Here is a 23762-nt window from a genome sequence, read left to right as displayed (position 1 = left end):
GCGAGGTTTGTAACCTAGTGGGCTAAGTAAAAACCGAGCAACAAAGAGTAAATCGCCCCTAGGCAGAACCCTTTGGGCAACGCCTGTTTGGCATTGATGCTGCGTTATCGCCTATTTATGGGGAATAACCACACTACATAGGCTCTGCCTTGCCTAAATACCAAACAGACTGCTGCAAATATAACCTTGAAAGGTCAACAGACCCTATTCGAGTGATTAAGCAACAATGTTGTTTGGCTCTTTTTACAGGCAGTGCTTGCTTAACCCTTAATTATGGCAACGAGCAGTTATTTTTAGCCAATGGAGATGCTAGCGAGACTTCAGGTTGCCAAATTCGCTGCCAAATATTACCGGCATTACTAAAGCTAGGGCGCTGAGAGAGTCGCTCAAAACTACCCACTTTAATACCCGAGTCAGCTTGCTCACCTACCACAAAGTTAAATACGTATTGGCATTCCATACCCATTCTTAAATCTGACAAAATCACGTTATCGGTTTGCTGGCGAATAGAATAAAACCCTTTTGTAAACCATTGTAGCCTTTGTATGCCCCATTGGTTGTCAATAGGCTTAATTAAAGACGGTGTTGTATTGTAGGCATTTAAGGTTACATCACTGGGCGAGTCAAACACGGAGGCATAACCCTCGTAGTAGTGACCGTCAGACATCACTACTACACGCCAAAGTAAAGTAGTGAGCGGGGCAGGCGTACTAATATAGCCGGTTGCGTCAATATCGCGATTGTTCAGTGCTGTTTTTACCTTGTCGTCAATATTGAGTTTAAACACAAAGGCAAGGCATAAATACGCTGTGCTTAGGCTAAGTGTAATTGCATTGATTTTATAGGCTTTACTTGTGCTTATTTTAGGTAATAAAGTAAAAGCTAAACCAATTAATAACGGTAAGGTGTAAAGGGGGTCAATAATAAACATGCTGGATACCGCAAAAGGGTATTCACTTAAGGGCCACATTAGCTGAGTACCATAAACGGTGAGTGAATCTAATAAAGCATGTGTTGATAAGCACAAAAAAACTAACCAAAACCAACGAGCTTTATAAGCCTGCATGCCTGTGTGTATTTTTAATATTAGCCACACAATCAGCGGGCTTATTAATAAATGCACAAATAAAGAATGGCTAAAACCGCGATGATAGGTAAATGCCTCTACACTGCCGCCATAGGGTAAAAATACATCTAGATCGGGTAAAGTGCCTAAAATAGCGCCCCACGCAACGGCTTTTCTACCTACTTTATTGCCTAGTACCGCGTAGCCTACGGCACTGCCTAATGCGACTTGTGTTAAAGAATCCATACTACCTCATCCAAATAATGCAACTGCAGTGTTTATACTCAGCTTAATCTTAAAACCGTCAATAATGTAAATTATTTCATTAAGTTGCTCTTTAAACTCAATTTAAAAGTGATTTATAAACTTAGTCGCGGTTGTATAAAATCTAAAAATGCAACGATACGGGAAGAAACCGCCCCATTTTTGTAATAAACGCCATAAATAGATTCTCGATTATTTGGGCTACTCACGCTGTGGGGTAAAACTTCTATTAATCGTTTTTTGGCTAAATCTTCTGCAATCATAAATTGTGAGAGAAGTGCTATGCCTTGATCAGCAATACATAAATGCCTAATGGTTTCGCCGCTGCTAGCCCTTAAATCAAAGTGCAGTGATTGCTCATGCTTCAAGGGCCATTGATTAAGAGTATTGGGCTCACTGAAGCCAATTAGGTTATGGTTTTTAAGATCTGAAACTTGCTGTAACGGTGGCGCATTTTTTAAATAATCAGCGCTTGCGACCAATTTTAATTTACTTTGGCCTAATTTTCGCGCGTGCAGGTTTGAATCTTTTAAGTCTCCAATGCGAATAGCTAAATCTGTTTTGCGCTCAAGTAAATCAATAATATTGTCGTGTGAGGTAATATCGAGCGTGATTTGCGGGTATTGCTTTTTAAATTCATTAACTAGTGGCGCTAGTTGATGTAAAACAAAAGGGCTTGCTGCATCTATACGCAAGTGCCCGCTAGGTGCTTGCTTAAGTAGCTTTATTGTTTCTTCCCCTAAGAGCAGCGTGTTTAAAGCCTTTCGCGCATATTCTATATATATATGCCCTTCCTCGGTCAGTTCTAAGCGCCGAGTTGTTCTGTTTAGTAATGTGCAGTTTAGCCTGCTTTCGAGGCGAGATAGCGCTCTTGAAACCTTAGCTACATTTAAATCGAGTAAACTAGCCGCACCGGAAAAACTGCCACAATCAACAATGGTAATAAACATTTCTAGATCTTCAGTTTTAGCTTGAACAGGCATAAATTCACTCATTTATATTTGCAAAATAAACAAAAGTATTTTGCCATTTATGCTATTTATTGCAAAGGAGTTTTTACTCACACTATGCATCTATTTTAAAAATGAGGATGTATTTATGCCATTGGCTTTATGGGCGCTTACCTTAAGCGCATTTGCAATTGGAACAACCGAGTTTGTTATAGTGGGTTTAGTGCCAACTATTGCAAACGATTTAGGCGTGAGCTTACCATCAGCAGGCTTACTAGTGAGCTTATATGCAGTTGGTGTAGCTATTGGCGCACCGGTACTCACTGCATTAACGGGTCGCTGGAACCGAAAAGTGGTACTTATAAGTCTTATGGGCTTATTTGTTATGGGTAATTTATTAGCTTGGCAAGCGCCGAGTTACGAAACACTAATACTGGCGCGCATACTAACAGGATTAGCTCATGGTGTATTTTTCTCTATTGGCTCAATGATAGCAACAAGCTTGGTAAGTAAAGACAAAGAGGCGAGCGCTATTGCAATTATGTTTACTGGCCTTACGGTAGCGCTTGTAACGGGTGTGCCATTAGGAACATGGATTGGCCAGCACTTTGGCTGGCGTGCAACGTTTTTAGTGGTTTCGGCATTAGGTTTAATTGCGCTAATTGGCAGCGCTATTTTAGTACCAAAAAACTTAAAGCAGTCTATTCCGGCGACGTTTAAAGAGCAGCTACAGGTTATTGTTAAGCCGCGCTTATTGCTCGTTTATTTAATGACTATATTAGGCTACGGCGGTACGTTCACCGCGTTTACTTATTTAGCGCCTATATTAGAGCAGCAAACTGGCTTTGCACCATCCGTTATTGGTTTAATAATGCTGGTTTATGGTGTGTCGGTGGCTGTTGGTAATATATGGGGCGGAAAATTAGCCGACAAGCGAGGCCCAATTAGTGCACTGAGTATTATATTTAGCGCGTTAACAATTATTTTATTGGCTTTCACCTTTACTATGGAATCAAAAGTAGCCGCAGTGCTGACTATTTTAATATGGGGGGCATTTGCATTTGGTAATGTACCAGGATTGCAGCTTTATGTAGTAAAACAGGCAAAAAAGCACACTCCTAATGCGGTAGATGTAGCATCGGGCTTAAACATCGCGGCGTTTAATATTGGAATAGCCTTAGGCTCTGTTACAGGGGGGCTTGTAGTCGAGCATATGGAACTAAAAGATACCGCATGGATTGGGGCCGTTGTTTCATTACTGGCTTTAATAGTCACTCGATACAGTGGCAGGCTAGATAAACATAATGTTCAGGCTAAATAAAGCCGAACTCATATAGGTTAGTCTTGAAATAAAAATTAATGACCTCAGTATTCACATGAGGTCAAAATTTTAAATCAAAAAAGTAATAGGTGTATTTAGTAAACGCGTCGTTTGAATTTTAAACCTATTATTAAACAAGGATAAAGCTATGACACAACGTGTAATTGAAATGCCAGATTTAGGTATGGGTACTTTTCGTTTAGAAGGTAAAACAGCTTATGAATCTGTAAAAATGGCGTTAGAAGTTGGATTTCGCCACATTGATACCGCGCAAATATATGGCAATGAAGAGCAAGTTGGCCAAGCAATTAAAGACAGCAATATTCCTCGTGAAGAATTATTTATAACCACCAAAGTATGGAATAACAAGCTCAACAAAGCTGACTTTGTTGACAGTGTTAAAACATCTTTAGAGAAGCTACAGCTTGATTATGTCGACTTATTGTTAATTCATTGGCCAGCGCCCGCAAATAATGAACCCATGAGTGAATATTTAACCGAGCTACTATTAACAAAAAAGCTGGGGTTAACTAAACATATTGGTGTATCTAACTTCACCATTGCCAACTTAAATGAGGCAATGCAAACCTTAGATCCTCGCGAAATATTCACTAATCAAATTGAGGTACATCCATATTTAACCAACACTAAACTGCGCGCTTTTTGCGATCAACATAAAATTCATGTTACCGCCTATATGCCATTTGTTGTGGGTAAGGTATTAACAGATCAAACCATTATTGATATTGCTAACAAGCACGATGCAACGCCAGCGCAAGTGGTTATTGCATGGGAAAATGCCAATGGCATGACCACTATTCCATCATCGACTAAGCGTAAAAACCTAGAAGATAACTTTAACGACAAAGTTAAACTTGATGATGAAGACATAGCACGTATAGATGGCCTTGACTGCAACGACCGCCAAGCATCGCCAGACTTTGCACCGCAGTGGGATCAATAACCAAAGAGCTAAAGCTAAAACAGGTGCAGTAAAGCTGCACCTTTATTTTTTAAACAAGGAACACCCATGTTAACGGTAATTGCCACACTATCGAGCGAAAATAGCGATGCAGAGCGCCTTTTAACCGAGCTCGAAAACTTACAACAGTATTCGCGGCAAGAAGTAGGCTGCCTGCGTTACGAGCTATCAGTTAAAAACGATTCTGAGCAAACCACCTATTTAGTGAGTGAGCAATGGGCGTCTACTGAGCATTTCGAAGCCCATAAAAACGCACCTCACTTTAAAGCCTTTGGTGATGCTGTAGGTGCATTTATTACCTCTATCAATATTGATGTGTATAAAACCATTGGTTAACAGCACAAAGCTAATAGCCAAGTAGGAGTTGTAACCTTTATTTAATCGATAAATCGTATTTTAAAATAAGGGCATCAATATAGCGGCTTCGTAATGTGAGTTGCTTTTCGTGATCGGCGCCATGGCTTAGCGCTTTATTTAAAAGCTTCATGGCAGGGTGAATGCGGGTGCGCTCATCCTTATCTAAACTGGCTTTGCTGCGCAGCTCGGTTATATCGTCTACTAATAATCTGCCAATATCCACAGCCACAATTTCATCAATTAAGCCATTTTGTGTAAGCACCCCATATTTGCTGCATAGAAATTGTTGCCACACTTGCTGTAAATGCTCTTCTATTTCACAGCCAAACAGCTCTTCGTTAAATATAAAGCCTTGCTGTGCAAGCTTAGCTAAGCATTGGGTATAGTGCTGGGCAAACAAATTAAACGCTTGATTAGATGACTCAATTTTTTGTTTTATAACTCCTTGCCCCCAGTTTACGCAGCCACGAGGATAATAATCGTCGTATTCTTCACACTCATATAAGCCTGAGTAAGAGCTGCAACTCATCTGGTTTTTAATGCAATAACTTGGCTTAGGAAAAATGCTTTGAGCTTGCCAATTTTCAAGAGTTTCAGTGTCTATGTTGAGTGCTTGGCATAACTCATCAGTGTGATAAAAGTGAGTGCTTAAATAGTCAGATAAACGCATAGTGGCTCGCTTAATAGTAAAAAACAAAATACTGTTTATTTATACAGCTATTTATTTTGTATCATCAAACCCAATAACACAAGCCATTTTATAATTAAATACTGGCTATCACTGCAAATAGCGCGGTAAATATGGTACAAATAGGCCAAGTATTAATAACAATGATTTTTTTATGCGCACCCTAGAACAAATTAAACAAGCAAGCCTTATTACTGCAATTAAAACACCTTACTTAGCCAATGGTGAAATCGATCTTGCAAAGTATGATGAACTCGTTGAAATACAAATTGCAGCGGGTGTTGACGGCATAGTTGTTGGTGGCACCACCGGTGAAGGCCAGTTAATGAACTGGGAAGAGCACTTAATGCTAATTGCGCACAGTGCCAATAAATTTGGTGATAAATTACTGATTGTAGGTAACACCGGAAGTAATAATACGCGCGAAGCAATTAAAGCAACAAGATATGGTTTTGCCAGCGGCATGCATGCCTCATTGCAAATTAACCCTTACTACGGGCGGACATCAATTGCCGGTGTTAAAGAGCACTTTAAACGCGTGCTTGATATTGGTCCGGCGTTTATTTACAACGTAGCAGGGCGCACAGGTCAAGACCTCACCCCTGATATTATTGAACCACTGGCCCAGCATGAGCACTTTATTGGTGTTAAAGAATGTGGTGGCAATGAGCGTATAGCGCACTATGAACAACAAGGTATTGCATGTTGGTCTGGTAATGATGATGAAGCACACGATGCACGCCATATCCATAAAGCACATGGTGTTATTTCAGTTACGTCTAACCTGATCCCGGGTTTGTTCCGTCAATTAATGGATAGTAAAAATGATGCGCTTAATAACTCATTACAACCATTAATGAACTGGCTGTTTTGCGAGCCAAACCCAATTGCGATTAACACTGCGATGATCATGACCGGCGCGGTAAAACCTGTGTTTAGAATGCCTTACGTGCCGCTTAACGATGAGCAACAGCAACAAGGTGAAACGCTAATTAATCAGCTTAATGAGCAAGACTTTGTCGGTAGTCGAGCGCAGTGTGTAGATATTAGTAAGGTTTTGATTTTATCTTAAACTGTTAGATTATTTACTAAATACTAAATTTTCAAAGCAGCCTACTGTAAACACAGAGGCTGCTTTTTTATATCACTGCCAATAGTAGTTGAGTTTAAGCTGCCACATAGCTGAATTGGCATGTGTTGCCGCTAATCTAATATCAATATCTTGGCTAATAGGCACTGCCAGTTCTAGTTTGGTTTGCGCTGGGTTTTTAGCATTTAAGAATGACTTTTCATAGGATGCTCTGAGTTTAATACCTGAGTCAGTACCAGTAATAATCCCCACCTCTACCGACGAATCATAAAAGTGGCTATTTTTAGCTAAATCACCCAAGTAACCATTAACTAAGCTATAGGCTAAGGTGTTGTTGCTAAATTGCCAAGCTTGTCCGGCTCCCCCCATAACAAAACTACGTTTACAGGTTCTGCACAGTGCTGGTTGTCTGTCGAATCCCACATTGATTTTCCATGACCACTTAGATTCATTAGCCCAAGACAATTGGCTTGGATTGAATGACTCCAAATCTAATAAATGAATTTTGTTTATGTAAGTTTCGCCATCTGTAAACATCAGTTCGGTATCTAACATTTCTAAATTAGAAAATGGAATGCGGGCAATATCAGAGGCAAGGGTATCAAAATAGCTCAGCCTAAAACCCAGAGTGTACTGTGTTTGCTCAGCCGTGTGCATCGCAGAAATTGAGCTGTTAGAGGGCTTTTGGCCTTTATGTGGAGGCTGCTGGGTAAATTGAAATTTAACTTTGTTTTCGCCCATGGGTAGCTTTAAGCGCGCTTTGATTAGCGCATTTTTTAACTCACTTATTTTTACAGGAGTTTGCTTTTGAATTTGTTTCACTTGCACAAGTTCAAATAAAGCGCCAATAATGGCTTTTTGAGACCGCACCGGCAAAGCTAAAAACGATTCGTTTTTAAGTACTGCTGATTCGGCAAAGATTTGTTTGGCAAAGCTGAGCTCTTTTTCACTTAAAGATTGCACATATTTTGAAAATACAGTGTCGCGCGAGGGAGTAAATGTGATGTTTTTAACCGCTGATTGCCCTTGGTAAGTGGCCGAGTTTAACCTTGAAAAAATAGTGGCAGGTATTACCCAAGGAGAGCTTTCGCTAGTTAGTTGATCGCCAATAATCAACTCAACAATCTGTGCGAGATGAAACGCGCAGTTTTCATCGGCAAAGTAATAATCAAATTCAGTGCCTAAAATCTCCCATAAGTGATTAGCAATAAAAGCCACATCGCGCTCGTTTAGATTTAGGGTATATTCCCATAAATCTCTTAACTCTATTTCGCCGTAATTATGCTGGTGGCGGTAAAATAGTTGATCTGAAAAACCAGCTTTATAACCACCAAATAAGCCTTTAAGAATATAAACTATGCCGTTTTCATTGTCAGGAACATGTGCGCCATAGTTAATACTGTAATCTAATAATTTGTTTTTTGATTCGGTTGAGCGATTAAGTTTAAGTAATAAATGACCATATAACGATGCGGGGTTACTCATATAACCAGAGGCAAATACTAAACTAACAGAGTGAATTGCTTGCTGCTCGCGCCATTGCTGTAACTTTGGACACTCTGCAGCTGGCATTGAAAAGGTTAAACCTTGCTCTTTAAGCCATTGGTAACGCGCAGGGTAGCGACAATGTGTTAAGGGCTGGTTATTAAAAGCATGGATTGTTGCTTTTAATTCGGCAACCGGATCATTACGTCCGTTATCTGCGATAAAAAAGGATGCGTTAGTAATATAACTAATAGTAGTTGGTTGATTTTTGTAATGCCCTAATTTCAACCATATTGGGTGTTTTGCTAAAACAGAGATAGATTGCGTGGCAGAACTTGAGAAAGATATTAATAAAAAAACGCTAATTAAATAAAATAAAGGTTTCATTGTTTAACCAAAAAAAAGGGCTGTTAAGCCCTTTAATTATTAGATTGCAGCGCATTGAGATGAAAAGTTAGTTGTAATTTTACCTTCAACTAATTCATAAAATGCTTGTGCATTGTCTATTGGTGCGTTTGCGTAATCGCTGCGTACCGAAGTGATAATTTGTTGATGAGCAGTTACATCACAACCACGTACGTTAAGCATTGCAGAGATATACTCGCCTTCACCCTGTGCTATTTCTTGTTCTAATACAGGAAAAGTTTGTTGAATAAACTGTGCTGTTTTTACGTTAGCGCCTTCACAGCTCTCTACTGAAGAAATGTTAGACGATACCGCGGTTGTTCCTAAATCCCAAATAATATTAGAAATTGCTGCCGCAACGCCATTGTCTGGGAAAACCATTGCACCAATACCACATTGTTGCCATGGGTTGATGCCACTTTTTGCTTGTGACGGCATTGAAACGAACGCGCTTACTAATACCGCAGCAGTTAAACATCTTTTTATCATTATTAATTTCCTTTAATTTATATACACCCCACAAAACGGGCGAAGAAGTTTACCTGTTTTGGTTATTTAAATGCAAATAGTTATGTAACACAATGTAAAATAACGGTGTAAAATTTATAAAAGTGCAATAAAATCGCGAATTAACGGGAATAAATCTAGCGAGTTAATACCATTTAGCTAACTTAAACAACAGCTGATAATCGCTAATTATCCTGCATTTTATAAATTAGCGGTTTCTGGTGTTTAAAACTAACTGTTTAAGCGATTTTACTGTATAATTTGCGACCCTTGATAATGTGGCCGCAGGTTATACAGCAATGAATTTTAAATCTTTTAGTTTTGCCCCTGAACTTATTCAGGCGTTAGACGAACTTAATTACCACACCCTTACGCCCATTCAGCGCGCAGCTATTCCGGCTGTTCGTAAAGGTAAAGACGTTTTAGCAAGTGCACAAACCGGTACAGGTAAAACCGCTGCATTTGCACTCCCTATTATTCAAAAGTTATTTGAGTCAGATTGCAGCACTACGAATGCGCCAAGCGCCTTAGTCCTTGCGCCTACGCGTGAGCTTGCAGAGCAAATAGCGAATAACTTTAAAGACTTTGCTAAGTACACTCAGTTAAAAGTAGTGAGCTTATTTGGTGGTGTTAATACCGCAGGACAAGAAATTGCACTCAAAGAAGGTGTTGATGTTGTAGTAGCAACACCAGGACGTTTACTTGATCATATTCGTTTAGGTAACTTAAGCCTTGCTCAAGTAAAACATTTAGTACTTGATGAAGCTGACCGTATGCTTGATATGGGCTTTATTAATGATATGCAAAGCGTAATAAAAAGCTGTGCAGATGAGCGTCAAATTTTATTGTTTTCAGCTACCTTCCCAGCAGCAATTAAACAGTTCGCCTCTAAAGTGTTAAAGCAGCCTGAAATTGTTCGTGTTGATCAAACTAACAGCACCGCAAGCACAGTACAGCACGTGGTTTACCCAGTAGAAGAGCGCCGTAAGCAAGAGTTGCTTTCTGAGCTGATTGGTAAGAAAAACTGGCAGCAAGTGCTAGTGTTTGTAAACATGAAAGAAACCGCAGATGAGCTAGTAACTGAACTTAACTTAGACGGTATCCCAGCGGCAGTATGTCATGGCGATAAATCGCAAGGTAATCGTCGTCGTGCGTTGCGTGAATTTAAAGAAGGCAAAGTACGCGTGCTAGTTGCAACAGAAGTAGCGGCCCGTGGTATTGATATTGACGGTTTACCGCGTGTTATTAATATTGATTTACCTTGGCTTGCTGAAGATTATGTTCACCGTATTGGCCGTACTGGTCGTGCTGGTAACCAAGGACAAGCAATTTCGTTTGTGAGTCGCGAAGAAGAAAACATGTTGTTTGAAATTGAAACCTTAATTGGTCAAAAAATTAAACGTGTTTACTTAGAAGGTTACGAAGTAAGTAATCGTGAAGTACTGATTGATAAAATTGGTAAAAAGCCAGCGCATTTACGCCGCACCCGTGCTAATAAGCCATCAGGCCAGGCTACCGGTGAAGCGAGAGCGAAAAACCGCTCGCGAATTTCTAATGTACGTAAAAGCTTAAAAGGCGAAAAGCTGTCACTTAAAAAGTAAGACAGCTAAGCCATTAAAAAACCTGAGTTTACTCAGGTTTTTTTGTGCCTAATACATTATCGATAATAGCAGCGTACGCATAAGCAGCCGCTTCATCGTTTTGATTAGCAATAACCGACAAACCAACCGGTAAGTGGCTTACTTTGCCAACCGGTAAAGTAATATGGGTCGTCCCTGCAATGGCAGGTAATGAACTGCTATTGCCTTTAAAGTTATCGCCGTTAATTAAATCGGTTTTCCAAGCCGGTGAAACGGTGGGCGAAATTACAATATCTAGCTTATTATTGCGGTATAAATTGCTAATAGCGCGCTTTGCAAGTGCGCGATATCGCGCTTTGGTGCTTTTGTATTGTTGTTTTTCACTCAAATCAACTGCGTTAGCTTGTTGTAAAATATCTTGCTCAAAGTAGGGCATTTCCTGCTGTTTATTTGCGATATTAAATGCGATTAACTCGTCTAAACTTTTTACGGTTACCTGCGTTGGTGTTTTGCTTAAGTAGTGGTTAATTTCGGCTTTAAAGTCGTAAAGTAGGATGGCGTATTCATCAACGTAAAGCGTGCTTAAGTCATCTTTTACTGCAACATTGACAACGGTATGACCTGCGTCTTTTAATGTTTGTAACTGCTTAGCGTAAAGCTTTTGTGTTGCCACAGTAAACTTACTGGCAGGTAACGCGCCTATCCTCAGTGATGGCTTAGGCGCTATGCCATCAAGCGTTCTATTTACGTTGAGTGTCGATACATCGTCTGAGTCTTCACCTTGAATGACTGATAATACCGCGAGTGCATCTTTTAAAGAATGCGCCATTGGACCTACCGAATCTTGGCTACTAGAAAGGGGGATCACGCCTGCGCGTGAAACTTGCCCCATACTGGGTTTAATGGCGTACACCCCATTAACCGAAGCAGGGCAGGTAATCGAACCATCAGTTTCTGTGCCCAGCGCAATAGGCGTAAAATTTAAAGCAACCGCCACAGCAGAACCTGAGCTTGAACCACACGGATTACGAGTTACATCATGGGCGTTATGGGTTTGTCCGCCAATGGCACTCCAGCCAGATGACGAATACGATGAGCGAAAATTAGCCCATTCACTTAAGTTCGCTTTGCCTAAAATAATAGCGCCTGCTTGGCGTAATTGTTTAACCACAAAGGCATCTTTATTAGTAACGTTATTTTTAAGTGCTAATGAACCCGCTGTGGTGGGTAATGTACCTGTTGTTTCAATGTTATCTTTTAGTAATACCGCAATACCATGTAAAGGGCCTGCCCATTTTCCGGCTTTAAACAGCGCATCGAGTTGTTTGGCTTGTTCAATTGCAGTGGGCTCAATACTAATTACCGCATTATATTTAGGATTGAGCTCGTTTATTCTGTCGATATAAGTGCGGGTAAGCTGCTCAGCCGTGGTGGTATTATTTTTATAGGCATTGTGAATGTCACTAATGGTTTTAAGCTCTGTATTATTATCCGCTGCGTATAAATTAGGTATTGTACAAACAAATAATGTTAAAAGTAGCCGTTTTATAATCATTGTTATTATCTATTTTGTGAAAACATAGGTTATTTTTAGCACAAAAAAACCTCACGTTGTGAGGTTTTTCGATAAAGTATAATTTAATAGAGTTAAGCGTTTTCTAACATCGATAACGCAACCGCTTCAGCGGCTTTAATGCCATCAATACCCGCTGATAAAATACCGCCTGCATAACCTGCGCCTTCACCTGCAGGGTAAAGCCCTTTGGTATTAATGCTTTGGAAAGTTTTATCGCGCTTGATGCTGATAGGTGAAGACGTACGTGTTTCTACACCCGTGAGTAAGCCATCATTGGTTGAAAAGCCACGAATTTGTTTGTTAAAGGCAGGAATTGCTTCACGTAGCGCTTCAATGGCAAAAGCTGGCAGTACTTTGCTTAAATCAGTCAGTTTTATACCTGGTGTATACGAAGGCTGTACATCGCCTAAATTAGCCGACGATTTACCTTTTAAAAAGTCACCAATCAGCTGTGCTGGGGCATCATAATTTTTACCACCAAGCTCATAGGCTTGCTCTTCTAGCTTACGCTGTAAATCGATACCAGCTAGAGGATGGCCTGGAAAATCTTTTTCTGGCGAAATACCCACAACAATAGCACTGTTCGCATTTCGCTCACTACGAGAATATTGACTCATACCGTTAGTAACCACACGGCCTTCTTCAGAGGTAGCGGCAACTACAGTGCCGCCAGGGCACATACAAAAACTGTATACGGTTCGGCCATTATTACAATGGTGTACCAATTTGTAATCGGCAGAGCCCAAAATAGGGTTACCCGCGTTATCGCCAAAGCGGCACTCATCAATCATTGATTGTTTATGTTCTATTCTAAAGCCTACTGAAAAGGGTTTTGCTTCAACATAAATGCCTTTATCGTGGATCATTTTAAACGTATCACGGGCACTGTGACCAACCGCTAAAACCACATGGCGAGTTTCAAGCTTTTCACCATTAGAAAGTGTCAGCCCTGTAACTTGGCCGTTGTCTAAATGGATATCGTCAACGCGGGTGCTAAAACGAATCTCACCACCAAGTTCTATAATTCGGGCGCGCATTTTTTCAATCATGGTTACTAGTTTAAAAGTACCAATGTGCGGCTTACTAACGTATAAAATTTCTTCAGGAGCACCAGCCTCTACAAATTCAGTGATCACTTTACGGCCATAATGTTTAGGATCTTTTACTTGGCTGTAGAGCTTACCGTCTGAGAACGTGCCTGCACCCCCTTCACCAAACTGAACGTTTGATTCGGTATTGAGGGCCTTTTTACGCCAAAAGCCAAAGGTGTCTTTGGTGCGTTCACGTACCTCTTTACCGCGCTCTAGAATTATTGGTTTAAAGCCCATTTGTGCCAATACTAAACCGGCAAATAAACCACATGGGCCAAAGCCAATTACTACAGGGCGCTCTTTAATGCTGCTATTAGCGTGTGCTACAAATTTGTAGTTGGTGTCAGGGGAGACTTTAACGTGTTGATCTTTTTCAAACGAGGCTAACAGTTGTGCTTCGTTATCTACCTCAACATCAAGCGTGTAAATCAGTAAAATGGCGCTTTTTTTACGTGCATCGTAACCGCGTTTAAACACATTGTAGCTGTGTAGCTGCTCTGGACTTATATTTAATTTATTGATGATGGCTTGGCCAATAGCATTTTCGTCATGGTCAAGCGGCAGCTTTATTTCGGTTAAACGTATCATTAATATCTCTTTTGGTGTCATAGCGGAAAGTAAATACCGCTCACAATAAGGGGAGTGCATAAAGCGCTAATTTATAAGTGCCATATATTACGTTAAATTGTTCGCTTTTGGCACATATTTATTGTGTTTTGGTAAGGGTTGGGTATGATCCGCAGCTGGTAAAATTAAATATTAGGTATTAAACCACTATGGCGTTTGTAGTCACCGAAAACTGTATAAAATGTAAGTACACTGATTGCGTATCGGTGTGCCCTGCAGATGCATTTTTTGAAGGCCCTAATTTTTTGGCTATTAGCCCAATAGACTGTATTGACTGTGGTTTATGTGTGCCTGAGTGTGCAGCTGATGCCATTTATCAAGAAGATGAACTACCTGAGTCGCAAAAAGAATTCACCCAGCTTAATGCAGAACTGGCAGAAATATGGCCACGTATAACGCAAGTTAAACCTGCACCTGAAGATGCCGATAGCTGGAATGGTGTGGCTAATAAATTAAAACTTCTCGACACATAACTACTTCCTAAAACTTATTATTAGTTTTTTGTTAATTTTATTGCAAATTTTAACACGCAAGTATTAACAAACGTACCTGTATAATTTACACTCCAGACCAAAGTTTACTTTCAACAAGTAAATAAACCTAAATGGATGTTTATGCAGTACTTTATACCTACAAAAATAATAAAATTGCTGTTATTGATCAGCTTCAGCCTTGTTTTAACTCTCAGCCCTTATGCACTTGCCGATAAGCTTAATTATCAACTTGCACACATTAATAAAAACATTGATGTAGATGGCGTGCTTAACGAGCCGCATTGGCAAGAAGCAACCCGTGTTGCGGTAAATTATCAAGATGAGCCGAATGAAAAGGGCACACCACCGGTAAAAACCGATGCGTATATTTATGACGATGGTCATAATTTGTATGTAGCTTTTGTTGCTTATGACCCAGAGCCGAGTAAAATTCGCGCTGCACTTCGTGATAGAGACACGCTTTGGCAAGATGACAACGTTGGTTTGGTGATTGATACCTTTAACGATGAGCGTACTGGCTATGAGTTTTATGTAAACCCACTGGGTGCCCAAGGCGACATTCGCATGACGGATACCGATGAGTGGGCATCTGATTTATCGTGGGATGCTATTTGGGATAGTGCCGGTACCATAAACGAGCAAGGTTACGTGGTTGAAATGCGTATTCCGTTTAAAGCTCTGCGCTTTGCACAAAACCAAGCCGACTCTACTTGGGGCTTTTCGATGATGCGCAACTATCAGCGTGATGTGTTGTATCAATTATCAAGTACAGGCTTTGACCGTGATATTAAATGTAGTTTGTGTCAGTTTGACAAAATAACTGGATTTAATAATTTAGCACCGAGTAAAAATCTGCAATTAACGCCAACCTTAACCGCATTAAGAAACGATCAAAAAACACAGGTACCTGGTGCGTGGGATAACGGCGATGTAAATACAGAAGTAGGGCTTGATCTGCGTTGGGGCGTCACTAAAGATGCAGTTATTAATGCCACCATAAACCCTGATTTCTCTCAAGTAGAAACCGATTCGTTAGAACTGGATGTAAATACCACATATTCTATTTATTACGCTGAAAAACGTCCGTTTTTCTTAGATGGCGCATCATATTTCAAAAGTAATTTATTTGAACTGCTTTATACCCGTACCATAGCTGAGCCTAATATTGGTGCAAAGCTCACCGGTAAAACCGATAGCCACAGTTATGCGCTAATGTTTGCTGATGACGACAACAGTAATGTTTTACTGCCCAGCAACCAAGGCTCAGGCTTTGCCAGCCTAAATGATAAAACCAAGGCGGCGGTGGCGCGATACCAATATGATATTGGCCAACAAGGCACTATTGGCGTTACTTCAACACATAGAGAAAGTAGTGATTACCATAATACGGTGTTATCGGTTGATGGCAGCTATTGGTTTAATCAGTCAGATACGCTTAATTACCAAATAGCCCATGCTGATACCAACAACTCGCAGTTTTTAGTTGATAACTACAATTTAGCAGAGTCTCAGTCTGATATGGCTTATGCATTAAAGCTGACCCGCGATAAGCGCGATTATAAGCTTTACGCTACCTATGACAATATAGGTGAGGATTACCGCACCGATTTAGGTTATCAAGAAAAAGTAGACTACGAAAAAGTAGGCTTTGGTGGCGGTCAAACTTGGTATGGTGATGAACATGATATGCTAACAACTTGGTCATACACCGCCGATTGGGATAAAACGTGGGCTCAAAATGGCGACTTGCTTGAAGAAGAATATGAAGGTTACATGACCTTTCAAGGTCAAAAGCAGTCTGTATTTGAGCTTGGTTTATTAAATCGCTATGAAAACTATAATGGCAATTTTTATAACCAAAATATTGGTTATTTATATACGGCTTTTAGACCTACTAAAGACTTAAGACTATCGTTATACGCCGAATACGCAAGCCGTATAGATTACACTAATGAGCAGCTAGGTGATGTTTTAACTACACAATCACAGGCTGTTTGGGATATTAATAATCACTGGCAGTTAGATGTTAGACATAATTATAGTCATTTAGATGATTACCAAGGGCGACGCGTATTTACCGCAAACCTTGTTGATTTTAGGCTTTATTATAAGTTTAGTATGCGCGCTATGCTTAAGTTGATTTTACAGTTTGAAGACATAGACAGAAATGAAGATGCTTATTTTTATCAGGTTAGCGAAATCAACAAAGATTATGGTAGTCAGCTGGTTTACTCATACAAAATTAACGCACAAACGCTATTTTATTTAGGTTATTCAGATAAAGGCTATCAGGATGACTCGTTAAAAAGCATTGAGCGTGACCAACGTACTTTCTTTACTAAAGTCAGTTATGCGTGGCAGTTATAACGCTATAAATACTATAAAAGCAAGATTTTGCTAGGCAATAAAAAACACGCTAACCAGTAGCGTGTTTTTTTGTGTTTACTAAATGGTAAACCTAGTTATTACAAGTCAAAAGTACGTGAAATAGCGAGTACAATTCGCTCATCTGCGTAATCGTAGTCCAAGCTGGTATTCTCAGCAGCTACTTCAATACCAAACCCTTCATAGCTTGTTTGGTAAGCTAAGCGGTAATGGTGATACGATTTGTCGCCCTTAGCTTCATCCCACTGAAATTTGTTGCCATCGAGTGAGTTTGAAATATCAAAGCTGGCACGAATTGCATGATTTGGTGCAAGCTCGAAAGTGTGCGCAATCATCGAAATCACATGGCCAGTATCGTAGCCAAAGTAATCCCAGCTGTACCAAAAGTTAAGCTCTGTTTGACCGTAGTCACTGGCGTAACCAAATTTAGTATACGCTTCTGCGTAGTTACCATCGCTGTTATTACCTTGGTAAGTGTAATAAGCAATACCGTAATCAAGGCTTACTTGTTGGTTTAACTGAATGTATCGGCCTACATATGCATCTAGTTCGAAGTCGGTATCATCACCAAAATCTACGTTTGATGCCCATACACCGGCATAAACACCGTTATCGTACGCATAGTCAAGACTTGCTTGTAGCGCTGGATCGTTATCTGTTTGAGTAACACCATTAAAGGTGTAATCAGAGGCAGCAGTAATTGTTGTTGACCAGTTAGCTGCTGCTGTTGTTGATAAAACAGTTAATGGTAAAGCGATAAAAAGTTGTTTTAATTTATTGTTCATGTGATTTCCTAGCTGATAGTTTCTATTTTTGTGTAATCAATTTTATTCGCTTTAGGCGATCCTTCGATATTGCTGACTGTTTTAAGTTTGCTGTAGGCAATAAAACCAATGCAAATAAAGAATAACCCTATAACTAAAGCACCAACCCATTGAATTTGCAAAAACTCAAGTTTAAATAACAGTGTTAATAATGATAAAGCGACGACATTCATGGCAATATACTTAAATTTACCAAAGCGTTTTACAGTTAAGTTTAAATTATCTGTGTATAGACGGATCAGTGAATCAAGCGAGTTAATAACAAACACAATACCTACAAACACCATGGCAAAGTTTTTAATGCCTGCAGTTGGAATGCCCGCTTCGTGGTAGTGATATAACACACTGAACCAGATAGCGATTGGTATTGACGGGAAAATTAACATAGCGCCGAGTACTTGGTATGTTTTTAAACCACCCACAAAACGTGATGTAAACTGGCCAATCATGATGCTCCACGCAAACCACCAAAATAGGTAAAACTCATGGTAATCATTCAGTGGTAATACAAACTCATTGATGTTGGCAAAGTAATTACCAATTAATCCAATGTTTTTAGTAAATGCAGAGAGTTCGCTATCGCCAAATAAGAAGGCATCAGCCCACATAAAACCAATTAACGCGATAAACAACCAAGTAGTAGCAATGCTTAAAAAGCGAACATATTTAATATCGGTGCTTGAATACACCGCAAAACAAATAGCGGCAAGCACGATTAAGTAAAACTCAGGAATAACATTTGAGCCGTCTCCGAGTTCAGGTAAATACCACGGTAGGTTGCTCAATAGTAAGTAAGCGGTAAACGCACAAGTACCAATGATGACTACGTTGTTTAAAAATTTAACCCATGGAATTTCAAAAAATTTTACTTTGGGTTCTATTACACAGAAATAAAAGCACGTAAGAAAATAAAATCCCCAAATTAAAAATCCCCAATAACCAAACTCAATAGAGAGAGGATTGGCAAATGCATATTCTGGGCTTGCTTTTATGTCTGCATAACCGGCAAATTCGGTTAAAGGAAACATAATGAGGCCAACGTCTAGGCCCGAGGTAAACAGGATTGCTATAAAGGTGAATGTTCTCACTGGTGTGACGCCTACTACGCGTACATTGCCCCATTTAATTAAAATAGCAACAATCGCAAGTAAGGTGAAAATAATGCCAGCATTAAGCCAAATAGTCATTATCGCCCTCCCAGAATGAATAAAAGTAACACATATATACTCCGTTTTTTATTGTGCTTGCATTAACACAGACATAACCTATTTATGCTTGTGAGCCACTGCAAGGCGCATAAAGGCACTCCTTAAAGCATTTTGCTTAAAAGAGTGGCCTTTATGGCAGGCTAAATTAAAGGGTTTTATTTCGTTGTGTAGTTTGCCAATTAGTGGCATTCACAACATCAACTCCTGTGTGAGCTAAGGGCTTATTTCCTAAAATAATATCAGCGGCTTTCTCGGCAACCATAATGGTAGGCGCATTTAAATTACCGTTAGGTATTGTTGGAAAAATTGACGAGTCAACCACACGCAAGCTTTGCATGCCATGCACTTGAGTGTTTGAATTAACCACCGCCATGTCGTCTTCACCCATTTTACAAGAGCAAGAAGGGTGGTAAGCACTTTCTACTGCTTGGCGAACAAAGGCATCAATTTGCTCATCAGTTTGAACTTGTTGCCCTGGTTGAATTTCTTCACCACGGAAATTGTCAAAGGCAGGTTGTTCAATGATTTCACGCGTTAAACGTACGCACGCTCTAAAGCCTTCAATATCATCTTGATGCTCTAGGTAGTTAAATACAATTTTAGGTGGCTGTGTTGGATCAGCTGATGCAATAGTGACACTGCCTCGGCTCTTAGGCTTGTTATGACCTACATGCACTTGAAAACCATGCCCTGCAAAAGCACTGCGTCCATCGTAACGCATTGCTGCCGGTAAAAAGTGATACTGAATATCTGGCCATTCAACACCGGGTTTTGAGCGGATAAAGGCACATGATTCAAAATGATTAGTTGAGCCTAAACCTTTACGGGTAAGCAGCCATTTTGCACCAATCAAGCCTTTTGAAAACAAGCCTAATTTACCGTTCAAAGTAATGGGTTGTTTACACTTATATTGAAAGTAAAACTCTAAATGGTCTTGCAAGTTTTGACCTACACCTGGTAAGTGATGCTTTACATCAACACCTGCTTTTTCAAGGGTTTGTGTATCGCCAATACCTGAAAGCTGTAGTAGGTGTGGCGAACCAATAGAGCCAGCACTTAAAATAACCTCTTTACTTGCTTGTGCTGTTTTTACTGCGCCATTGAGTTTGTATTCAACACCAGTTGCTTTTTTACCGTCTAAAATAACGCGCTGAGCAAGTGCACCGGTAACGATTGTTAAGTTGCTACGATGCTTAATTGGGTCTAAGTACTCGCGAGAAGCAGAGCTGCGCACACCGTTTTTAACAGTCATGTGCATAGGGCCAAAGCCTTCTTGTTGAGCACTATTGTAGTCATTTGTGGTTGAGTAACCAGCTTCTGCACCCGCTTCAATAAATGCAGTGTATAACGGGTTTTCCATGTTATTGCCGTTATTAACACCTAGTGGGCCTTTACTACCACGATGAGCATTTTCACCTAGGTAAAAGCTTTCTGCTTTTTTAAAATACGGTAAACACGCTTGGTAATCCCAGCCGTTAGCGCCGTGCTGTTGCCATTCGTCAAAATCTTTAGCATGGCCACGCACATACACCATGCCATTAATCGAAGATGAGCCACCAAGTACTTTACCGCGAGGGCAATGCATTTCACGGTTATCTAAGTGTGGCTCTGGTTGCGTATGAAATTGCCACGCAAACTTATCGGTATTCATTGGAATAGACAATGCGGTAGGCATTTTTATAAAGATACTTTTATCGCTGCCGCCGGTTTCAAGTAACAATACCTTGTTACTTGAATCTTCAGACAAGCGATTTGCTAGCACACAGCCAGCTGAGCCCGCGCCTACAATAATATAATCAAAGTTCATGATGATTCCTTAAAACGGGCTTTCTATGTCGGCCATACCAACATAAACAGACTTAGTTTGCGTGTAATGATCAAGTGTTTCTATACCATTTTCACGACCAATACCCGATTGCTTATAGCCACCCACTGGCATTTCTGCTGGCGAGTTACCGTAAGCATTAATCCAACAAATACCGGCTTGAAGTTGATGAATTACGCGATGAGCGCGTTTAATATCGCTAGTGAAAACGCCTGCAGCTAAACCTAAGTGAGTGCCGTTAGCACGTGCAATTACATCATCTTCATCATCAAATACTAAAACGCTCATTACTGGGCCAAAAATTTCTTCTTTAACGATGGTCATTTCATCGTTGCAATCAACAAACACTGTCGGCGCTACAAAATAGCCATTTGGCGCTGATGCAGGTGAAAGCGTTGAGCCACCGGTTAATAATGTTGCGCCTTCTTCAAGGCCTTTGTCGATGTAACTCATCACTAAATCTTGATGCTTCTTAGAAATAAGCGCGCCAAAGTTAGTATTTAAATCTTGCGGGTCACCGGCAATAATATTGTTTTCGGTACGTGTTTTAAGTTCATCAATAAATTGTTGATACACATTCTTGTGAACATAAATACGAGTGCAGTTCGTACAAATTTCACCTTGGGTATAAAAGTTACCTAGCATGGCAGCACTTACTGCTTGCTCAATGTTGGCGTCATCAAATACTAATAATGGCGATTTACCACCTAGTTCCATAGTCACATCTTTTAATGTGCCTGCAGCACTGGCGACTACTTTTTTACCGGTACCTACTTCACCAGTAAATGATACTTTTTCAATATCTTGATGTGCAGTAAGCCATTGGCCTACTTCACCGGCGCCTTGAACTACATTAAATACGCCAGCAGGGACGCCTGCTTCAATAAACACCTCGGCTAATTTAATTGCACCAAGCGGCGTTTCTTCAGACGGCTTAAAAATAAATGCATTACCCGCTGCGAGGGCTGGGCCTGATTTCCAACATGCAATTTGTAATGGGTAGTTCCATGCACCAATACCGGCACAAATACCTAAAGGCTCTTTGCGTGTGTAGTAAAAGTCATCGCCAACCATTTGTTGTTGACCAACTTGTGCAGGGGCAAGACCTGCAAAATATTCAATTACATCTGCGCCTGTTTCAACATCTACGCAGTTAGCTTCTTGCATTGGTTTACCAGTATCGAGCACTTCAACCAGTGCAAGCTCATCATTGCGCTCGCGTAAAATAGCAACGGCGTTTAGTAAAATACGGCTGCGCTCAATAGGGGTCATCGCTGACCAAACTTTAAAGCCTTGTTTTGCACTTTCTATCGCTGCGTTTTGAACATGCTGGTCAGCGACTTCAACGGAATAAATTACCTGGCCGGTTGCAGGATTTACTACATCAAATGTTTCGCCGCTTTTATTTGCAAGGAATTGGCCGTTGATAAAGTTTTGATAGATAGGTGTAGTCACGTTAGGCTCCATATTGCTTGATAAGTGAATGCACGTAGTTTTTAGCTAGTGATTCACTGTGTTTAAACTGATTTTCGTCTGATTGGCTTAATACGGCACGAAGCCATAAGCCATCAATCATTGCTGCGGTTAATTCAGCCGCGAGGGTTGCTTGCGCTAAAGGCATTAATTGCTTAAATGAAACGGTTAAATTGCTTTGCAAGCGTTTACTGTTTACATTTTGTAAACGATGAAGTTCCTTATCGTGCATTGATTGCGCCCAAAAACTTAACCACGTCCGAGTGGTGTCTTTTCGTTGTTGTACTAGCGCAAAGTTTGATTCAACAATAAACATTAACCTTTGAGTTGCTGTGGTATTTTCATTAACCTTACTAATTAAGTCGTCTTTCAAGTTCGAGAGTAAGTAACGCACAGTTGCTTCAATTAGCCCCTGTTTCCCACCAAAGTAATGGCTAATTATGCCTGATGACATTCCAGCATTTTTACTAATACTATTGATCGTAGTCGCCTGTAATCCTTTTTGAGCAACTGACTCTATAGTCGCGTCAATTAGCTGCTGACGCCTTACAGGTTCCATTCCAACTTTAGGCATAATTTTTATTAATTGATCGTTCAATAAAGATAAGCTTAAGGTAATAGCTCTAACAATTCAAGGCTTGTGTAAATGGCAAGAGAGTAAAGTATGGATAAATAATTAACAAAATGAGTATGAAATGATGCAAAATTAACAACTCAAGACCTTGTTTAAAGTCTTTAAATAACAATGATTTGTATGTTTTATTGGTGTTGTTCTTTATAGTGTAATCAATTCTTTACGAGGTGAGTGAAACTTTTAGTGATTTATTTGTTAGTGCGATAACTATTAGAGTACTAATTGTATTTTTTACCAGCAGGGCATTTATATAAAGGTAAAGGGAATAGATATGTTGTTGCGATCAAAATCCGGTTTCAAAGAGAAATATGGGAGGTAAATTAAACAAATGTTAACGCGAAGTAGGAGAAAAATAAGGCGCTGTTTAGCTTTCAACAACACCTTTAAATAATAAGGGATAACGTCTTAAACGATTGCCAATATAGTCATCGGCCATAATCTGCTCACAAATTTCGTCGATGTTATCAGTCGCTTCAAACACCCAATCAAAACGTTCAATCGCGAGCAAAAAACCGCGCTTTAAGTGTGTTTTTTCGCGGTAATAAGCAAGATTATTTTTTATCAGTTGCAGCTTTTCAGGCTCAGCTTTTAATTGCGCAATAACTTGGTGAATAAACTGCAAATTGCGCGAACTAGTTGGTCTATTTCGTCTATTTGTTGGTCGCATTACTCTTCATTAGCTATGTTGTAAAGTTTCTTCAAAAAGTCGTCTTTGTGTTTGTCATGTTCGTAATCTAAATGGTAGGTATTATGAAATCCAAAGCGTAATAACACCCCACTGCCTTGTAAGTAAACGGTATAGCCGTCAATATCAGAAAATGCAGTGACTCCCTGATAAAGCTTACCTTCTTCTGTGGTTTCACCTCGTTGCTGGATACGTTCGTAAACCGCTAGAATCTGTTTGTTGTCGATTTCATTTTTCATTGTCTG

21 protein-coding genes are annotated in these 23762 nt (G+C 40.0%); 7 read left to right on the top strand and 14 right to left on the bottom strand.

Features of this window, described 5'->3' with window-relative positions; all coding sequences use genetic code 11:
- Positions 1-271: 271 nt before the first annotated feature.
- Positions 272-1312 (bottom strand): metal-dependent hydrolase, encoded by a 1041-nt coding sequence (locus CWB77_RS15005; protein ID WP_075170242.1) that lies wholly within the window; start codon positions 1310-1312, stop codon positions 272-274.
- Between the two features lie 113 nt (positions 1313-1425).
- A complete protein-coding gene (locus CWB77_RS15000) occupies positions 1426-2313 on the bottom strand; it encodes a LysR family transcriptional regulator (RefSeq protein ID WP_171043282.1) in 888 nt (295 codons plus the stop codon).
- A gap of 115 nt (positions 2314-2428) precedes the next feature.
- Between CWB77_RS15000 and CWB77_RS14995 the strand changes: the two genes are divergently transcribed.
- The 3 genes from CWB77_RS14995 to CWB77_RS14985 all read left to right on the top strand — a co-directional run bounded on the left by CWB77_RS14995 (position 2429) and on the right by CWB77_RS14985 (position 4919).
- A complete protein-coding gene (locus CWB77_RS14995; RefSeq protein WP_171043281.1) occupies positions 2429-3601 on the top strand; it encodes an MFS transporter in 1173 nt (390 codons plus the stop codon).
- A 148-nt stretch (positions 3602-3749) separates the two neighbouring features.
- Positions 3750-4565: a 2,5-didehydrogluconate reductase DkgB gene (gene dkgB, locus CWB77_RS14990; RefSeq protein WP_054201217.1), complete on the top strand. Its 816-nt coding sequence runs from the start codon at positions 3750-3752 to the stop codon at positions 4563-4565.
- Between the two features lie 66 nt (positions 4566-4631).
- Complete coding sequence (locus CWB77_RS14985) at positions 4632-4919, top strand: putative quinol monooxygenase (RefSeq protein WP_138623416.1); 288 nt, start codon at positions 4632-4634, stop codon at positions 4917-4919.
- Positions 4920-4956: 37 nt separating this feature from the next.
- On the opposite strand, the gene CWB77_RS14980 is transcribed toward CWB77_RS14985, so the two are convergent.
- Entirely contained in the window at positions 4957-5610 is a 654-nt protein-coding gene (locus CWB77_RS14980) for a DUF6058 family natural product biosynthesis protein (protein ID WP_076919783.1), read from the bottom strand.
- Between the two features lie 172 nt (positions 5611-5782).
- Here CWB77_RS14980 and dapA point away from each other — a divergent pair, with 172 nt between their 5' ends.
- A complete protein-coding gene (gene dapA / locus CWB77_RS14975; protein WP_138623414.1) occupies positions 5783-6700 on the top strand; it encodes a 4-hydroxy-tetrahydrodipicolinate synthase in 918 nt (305 codons plus the stop codon).
- Positions 6701-6772: 72 nt separating this feature from the next.
- Here dapA and CWB77_RS14970 read toward each other — a convergent pair whose 3' ends face one another.
- Together CWB77_RS14970 and CWB77_RS14965 are read right to left on the bottom strand one after the other, a co-directional pair.
- Positions 6773-8590, bottom strand: a complete 1818-nt coding sequence (locus tag CWB77_RS14970; protein ID WP_138623412.1) for an Lnb N-terminal periplasmic domain-containing protein — start codon at positions 8588-8590, stop codon at positions 6773-6775.
- A 39-nt stretch (positions 8591-8629) separates the two neighbouring features.
- Positions 8630-9097, bottom strand: a complete 468-nt coding sequence (locus CWB77_RS14965) for a DUF3015 family protein (RefSeq protein WP_010388962.1) — start codon at positions 9095-9097, stop codon at positions 8630-8632.
- A gap of 317 nt (positions 9098-9414) precedes the next feature.
- Between CWB77_RS14965 and CWB77_RS14960 the strand changes: the two genes are divergently transcribed.
- Positions 9415-10716, top strand: coding sequence for a DEAD/DEAH box helicase (locus CWB77_RS14960; protein WP_054201651.1), 1302 nt, complete (start codon positions 9415-9417; stop codon positions 10714-10716).
- 28 nt (positions 10717-10744) lie between these two features.
- Here the strand turns inward: CWB77_RS14960 and CWB77_RS14955 are convergent, their stop codons facing one another.
- Both CWB77_RS14955 and CWB77_RS14950 read right to left on the bottom strand, forming a co-directional pair.
- On the bottom strand, positions 10745-12250 hold the full coding sequence (locus CWB77_RS14955; protein WP_138623410.1) for an amidase family protein: 1506 nt from the start codon (positions 12248-12250) through the stop codon (positions 10745-10747).
- Positions 12251-12342: 92 nt separating this feature from the next.
- Positions 12343-13950: an NAD(P)/FAD-dependent oxidoreductase gene (locus CWB77_RS14950; RefSeq protein ID WP_010388958.1), complete on the bottom strand. Its 1608-nt coding sequence runs from the start codon at positions 13948-13950 to the stop codon at positions 12343-12345.
- 188 nt (positions 13951-14138) lie between these two features.
- Here CWB77_RS14950 and fdxA point away from each other — a divergent pair, with 188 nt between their 5' ends.
- Together fdxA and CWB77_RS14940 are read left to right on the top strand one after the other, a co-directional pair.
- Entirely contained in the window at positions 14139-14462 is a 324-nt protein-coding gene (fdxA, locus tag CWB77_RS14945) for a ferredoxin FdxA (RefSeq protein ID WP_010388957.1), read from the top strand.
- A gap of 141 nt (positions 14463-14603) precedes the next feature.
- On the top strand, positions 14604-16850 hold the full coding sequence (locus CWB77_RS14940; RefSeq protein WP_138623408.1) for a carbohydrate binding family 9 domain-containing protein: 2247 nt from the start codon (positions 14604-14606) through the stop codon (positions 16848-16850).
- Between the two features lie 98 nt (positions 16851-16948).
- On the opposite strand, the gene CWB77_RS14935 is transcribed toward CWB77_RS14940, so the two are convergent.
- The 7 genes from CWB77_RS14935 to CWB77_RS14905 form a co-directional block, all read right to left on the bottom strand.
- Positions 16949-17653, bottom strand: coding sequence for a TorF family putative porin (locus CWB77_RS14935; protein WP_075170234.1), 705 nt, complete (start codon positions 17651-17653; stop codon positions 16949-16951).
- Between the two features lie 8 nt (positions 17654-17661).
- On the bottom strand, positions 17662-18879 hold the full coding sequence (locus CWB77_RS14930) for a BCCT family transporter (protein ID WP_010388954.1): 1218 nt from the start codon (positions 18877-18879) through the stop codon (positions 17662-17664).
- A gap of 166 nt (positions 18880-19045) precedes the next feature.
- Positions 19046-20707, bottom strand: coding sequence for a choline dehydrogenase (betA, locus tag CWB77_RS14925; protein WP_138623406.1), 1662 nt, complete (start codon positions 20705-20707; stop codon positions 19046-19048).
- A gap of 9 nt (positions 20708-20716) precedes the next feature.
- Positions 20717-22180: a betaine-aldehyde dehydrogenase gene (gene betB / locus CWB77_RS14920; protein WP_138623403.1), complete on the bottom strand. Its 1464-nt coding sequence runs from the start codon at positions 22178-22180 to the stop codon at positions 20717-20719.
- Position 22181: 1 nt separating this feature from the next.
- Positions 22182-22757 (bottom strand): transcriptional regulator BetI, encoded by a 576-nt coding sequence (gene betI, locus CWB77_RS14915; protein WP_081374111.1) that lies wholly within the window; start codon positions 22755-22757, stop codon positions 22182-22184.
- 439 nt (positions 22758-23196) lie between these two features.
- Positions 23197-23499 (bottom strand): hypothetical protein, encoded by a 303-nt coding sequence (locus CWB77_RS14910; RefSeq protein WP_171043280.1) that lies wholly within the window; start codon positions 23497-23499, stop codon positions 23197-23199.
- Complete coding sequence (locus CWB77_RS14905) at positions 23499-23756, bottom strand: DUF3081 domain-containing protein (protein WP_010388948.1); 258 nt, start codon at positions 23754-23756, stop codon at positions 23499-23501. The genes CWB77_RS14910 and CWB77_RS14905 overlap by 1 nt, the downstream gene beginning before the upstream one ends.
- Between the last annotated feature and the right edge of the window lie 6 nt (positions 23757-23762).

Source organism: Pseudoalteromonas sp. S1610 (genome assembly GCF_005887465.1).
Taxonomy (GTDB): domain Bacteria; phylum Pseudomonadota; class Gammaproteobacteria; order Enterobacterales; family Alteromonadaceae; genus Pseudoalteromonas; species Pseudoalteromonas undina.
The sequence above is the reverse complement of the archived record's forward strand: the minus strand, read 5'-3'. Positions and strand labels throughout refer to the sequence as shown.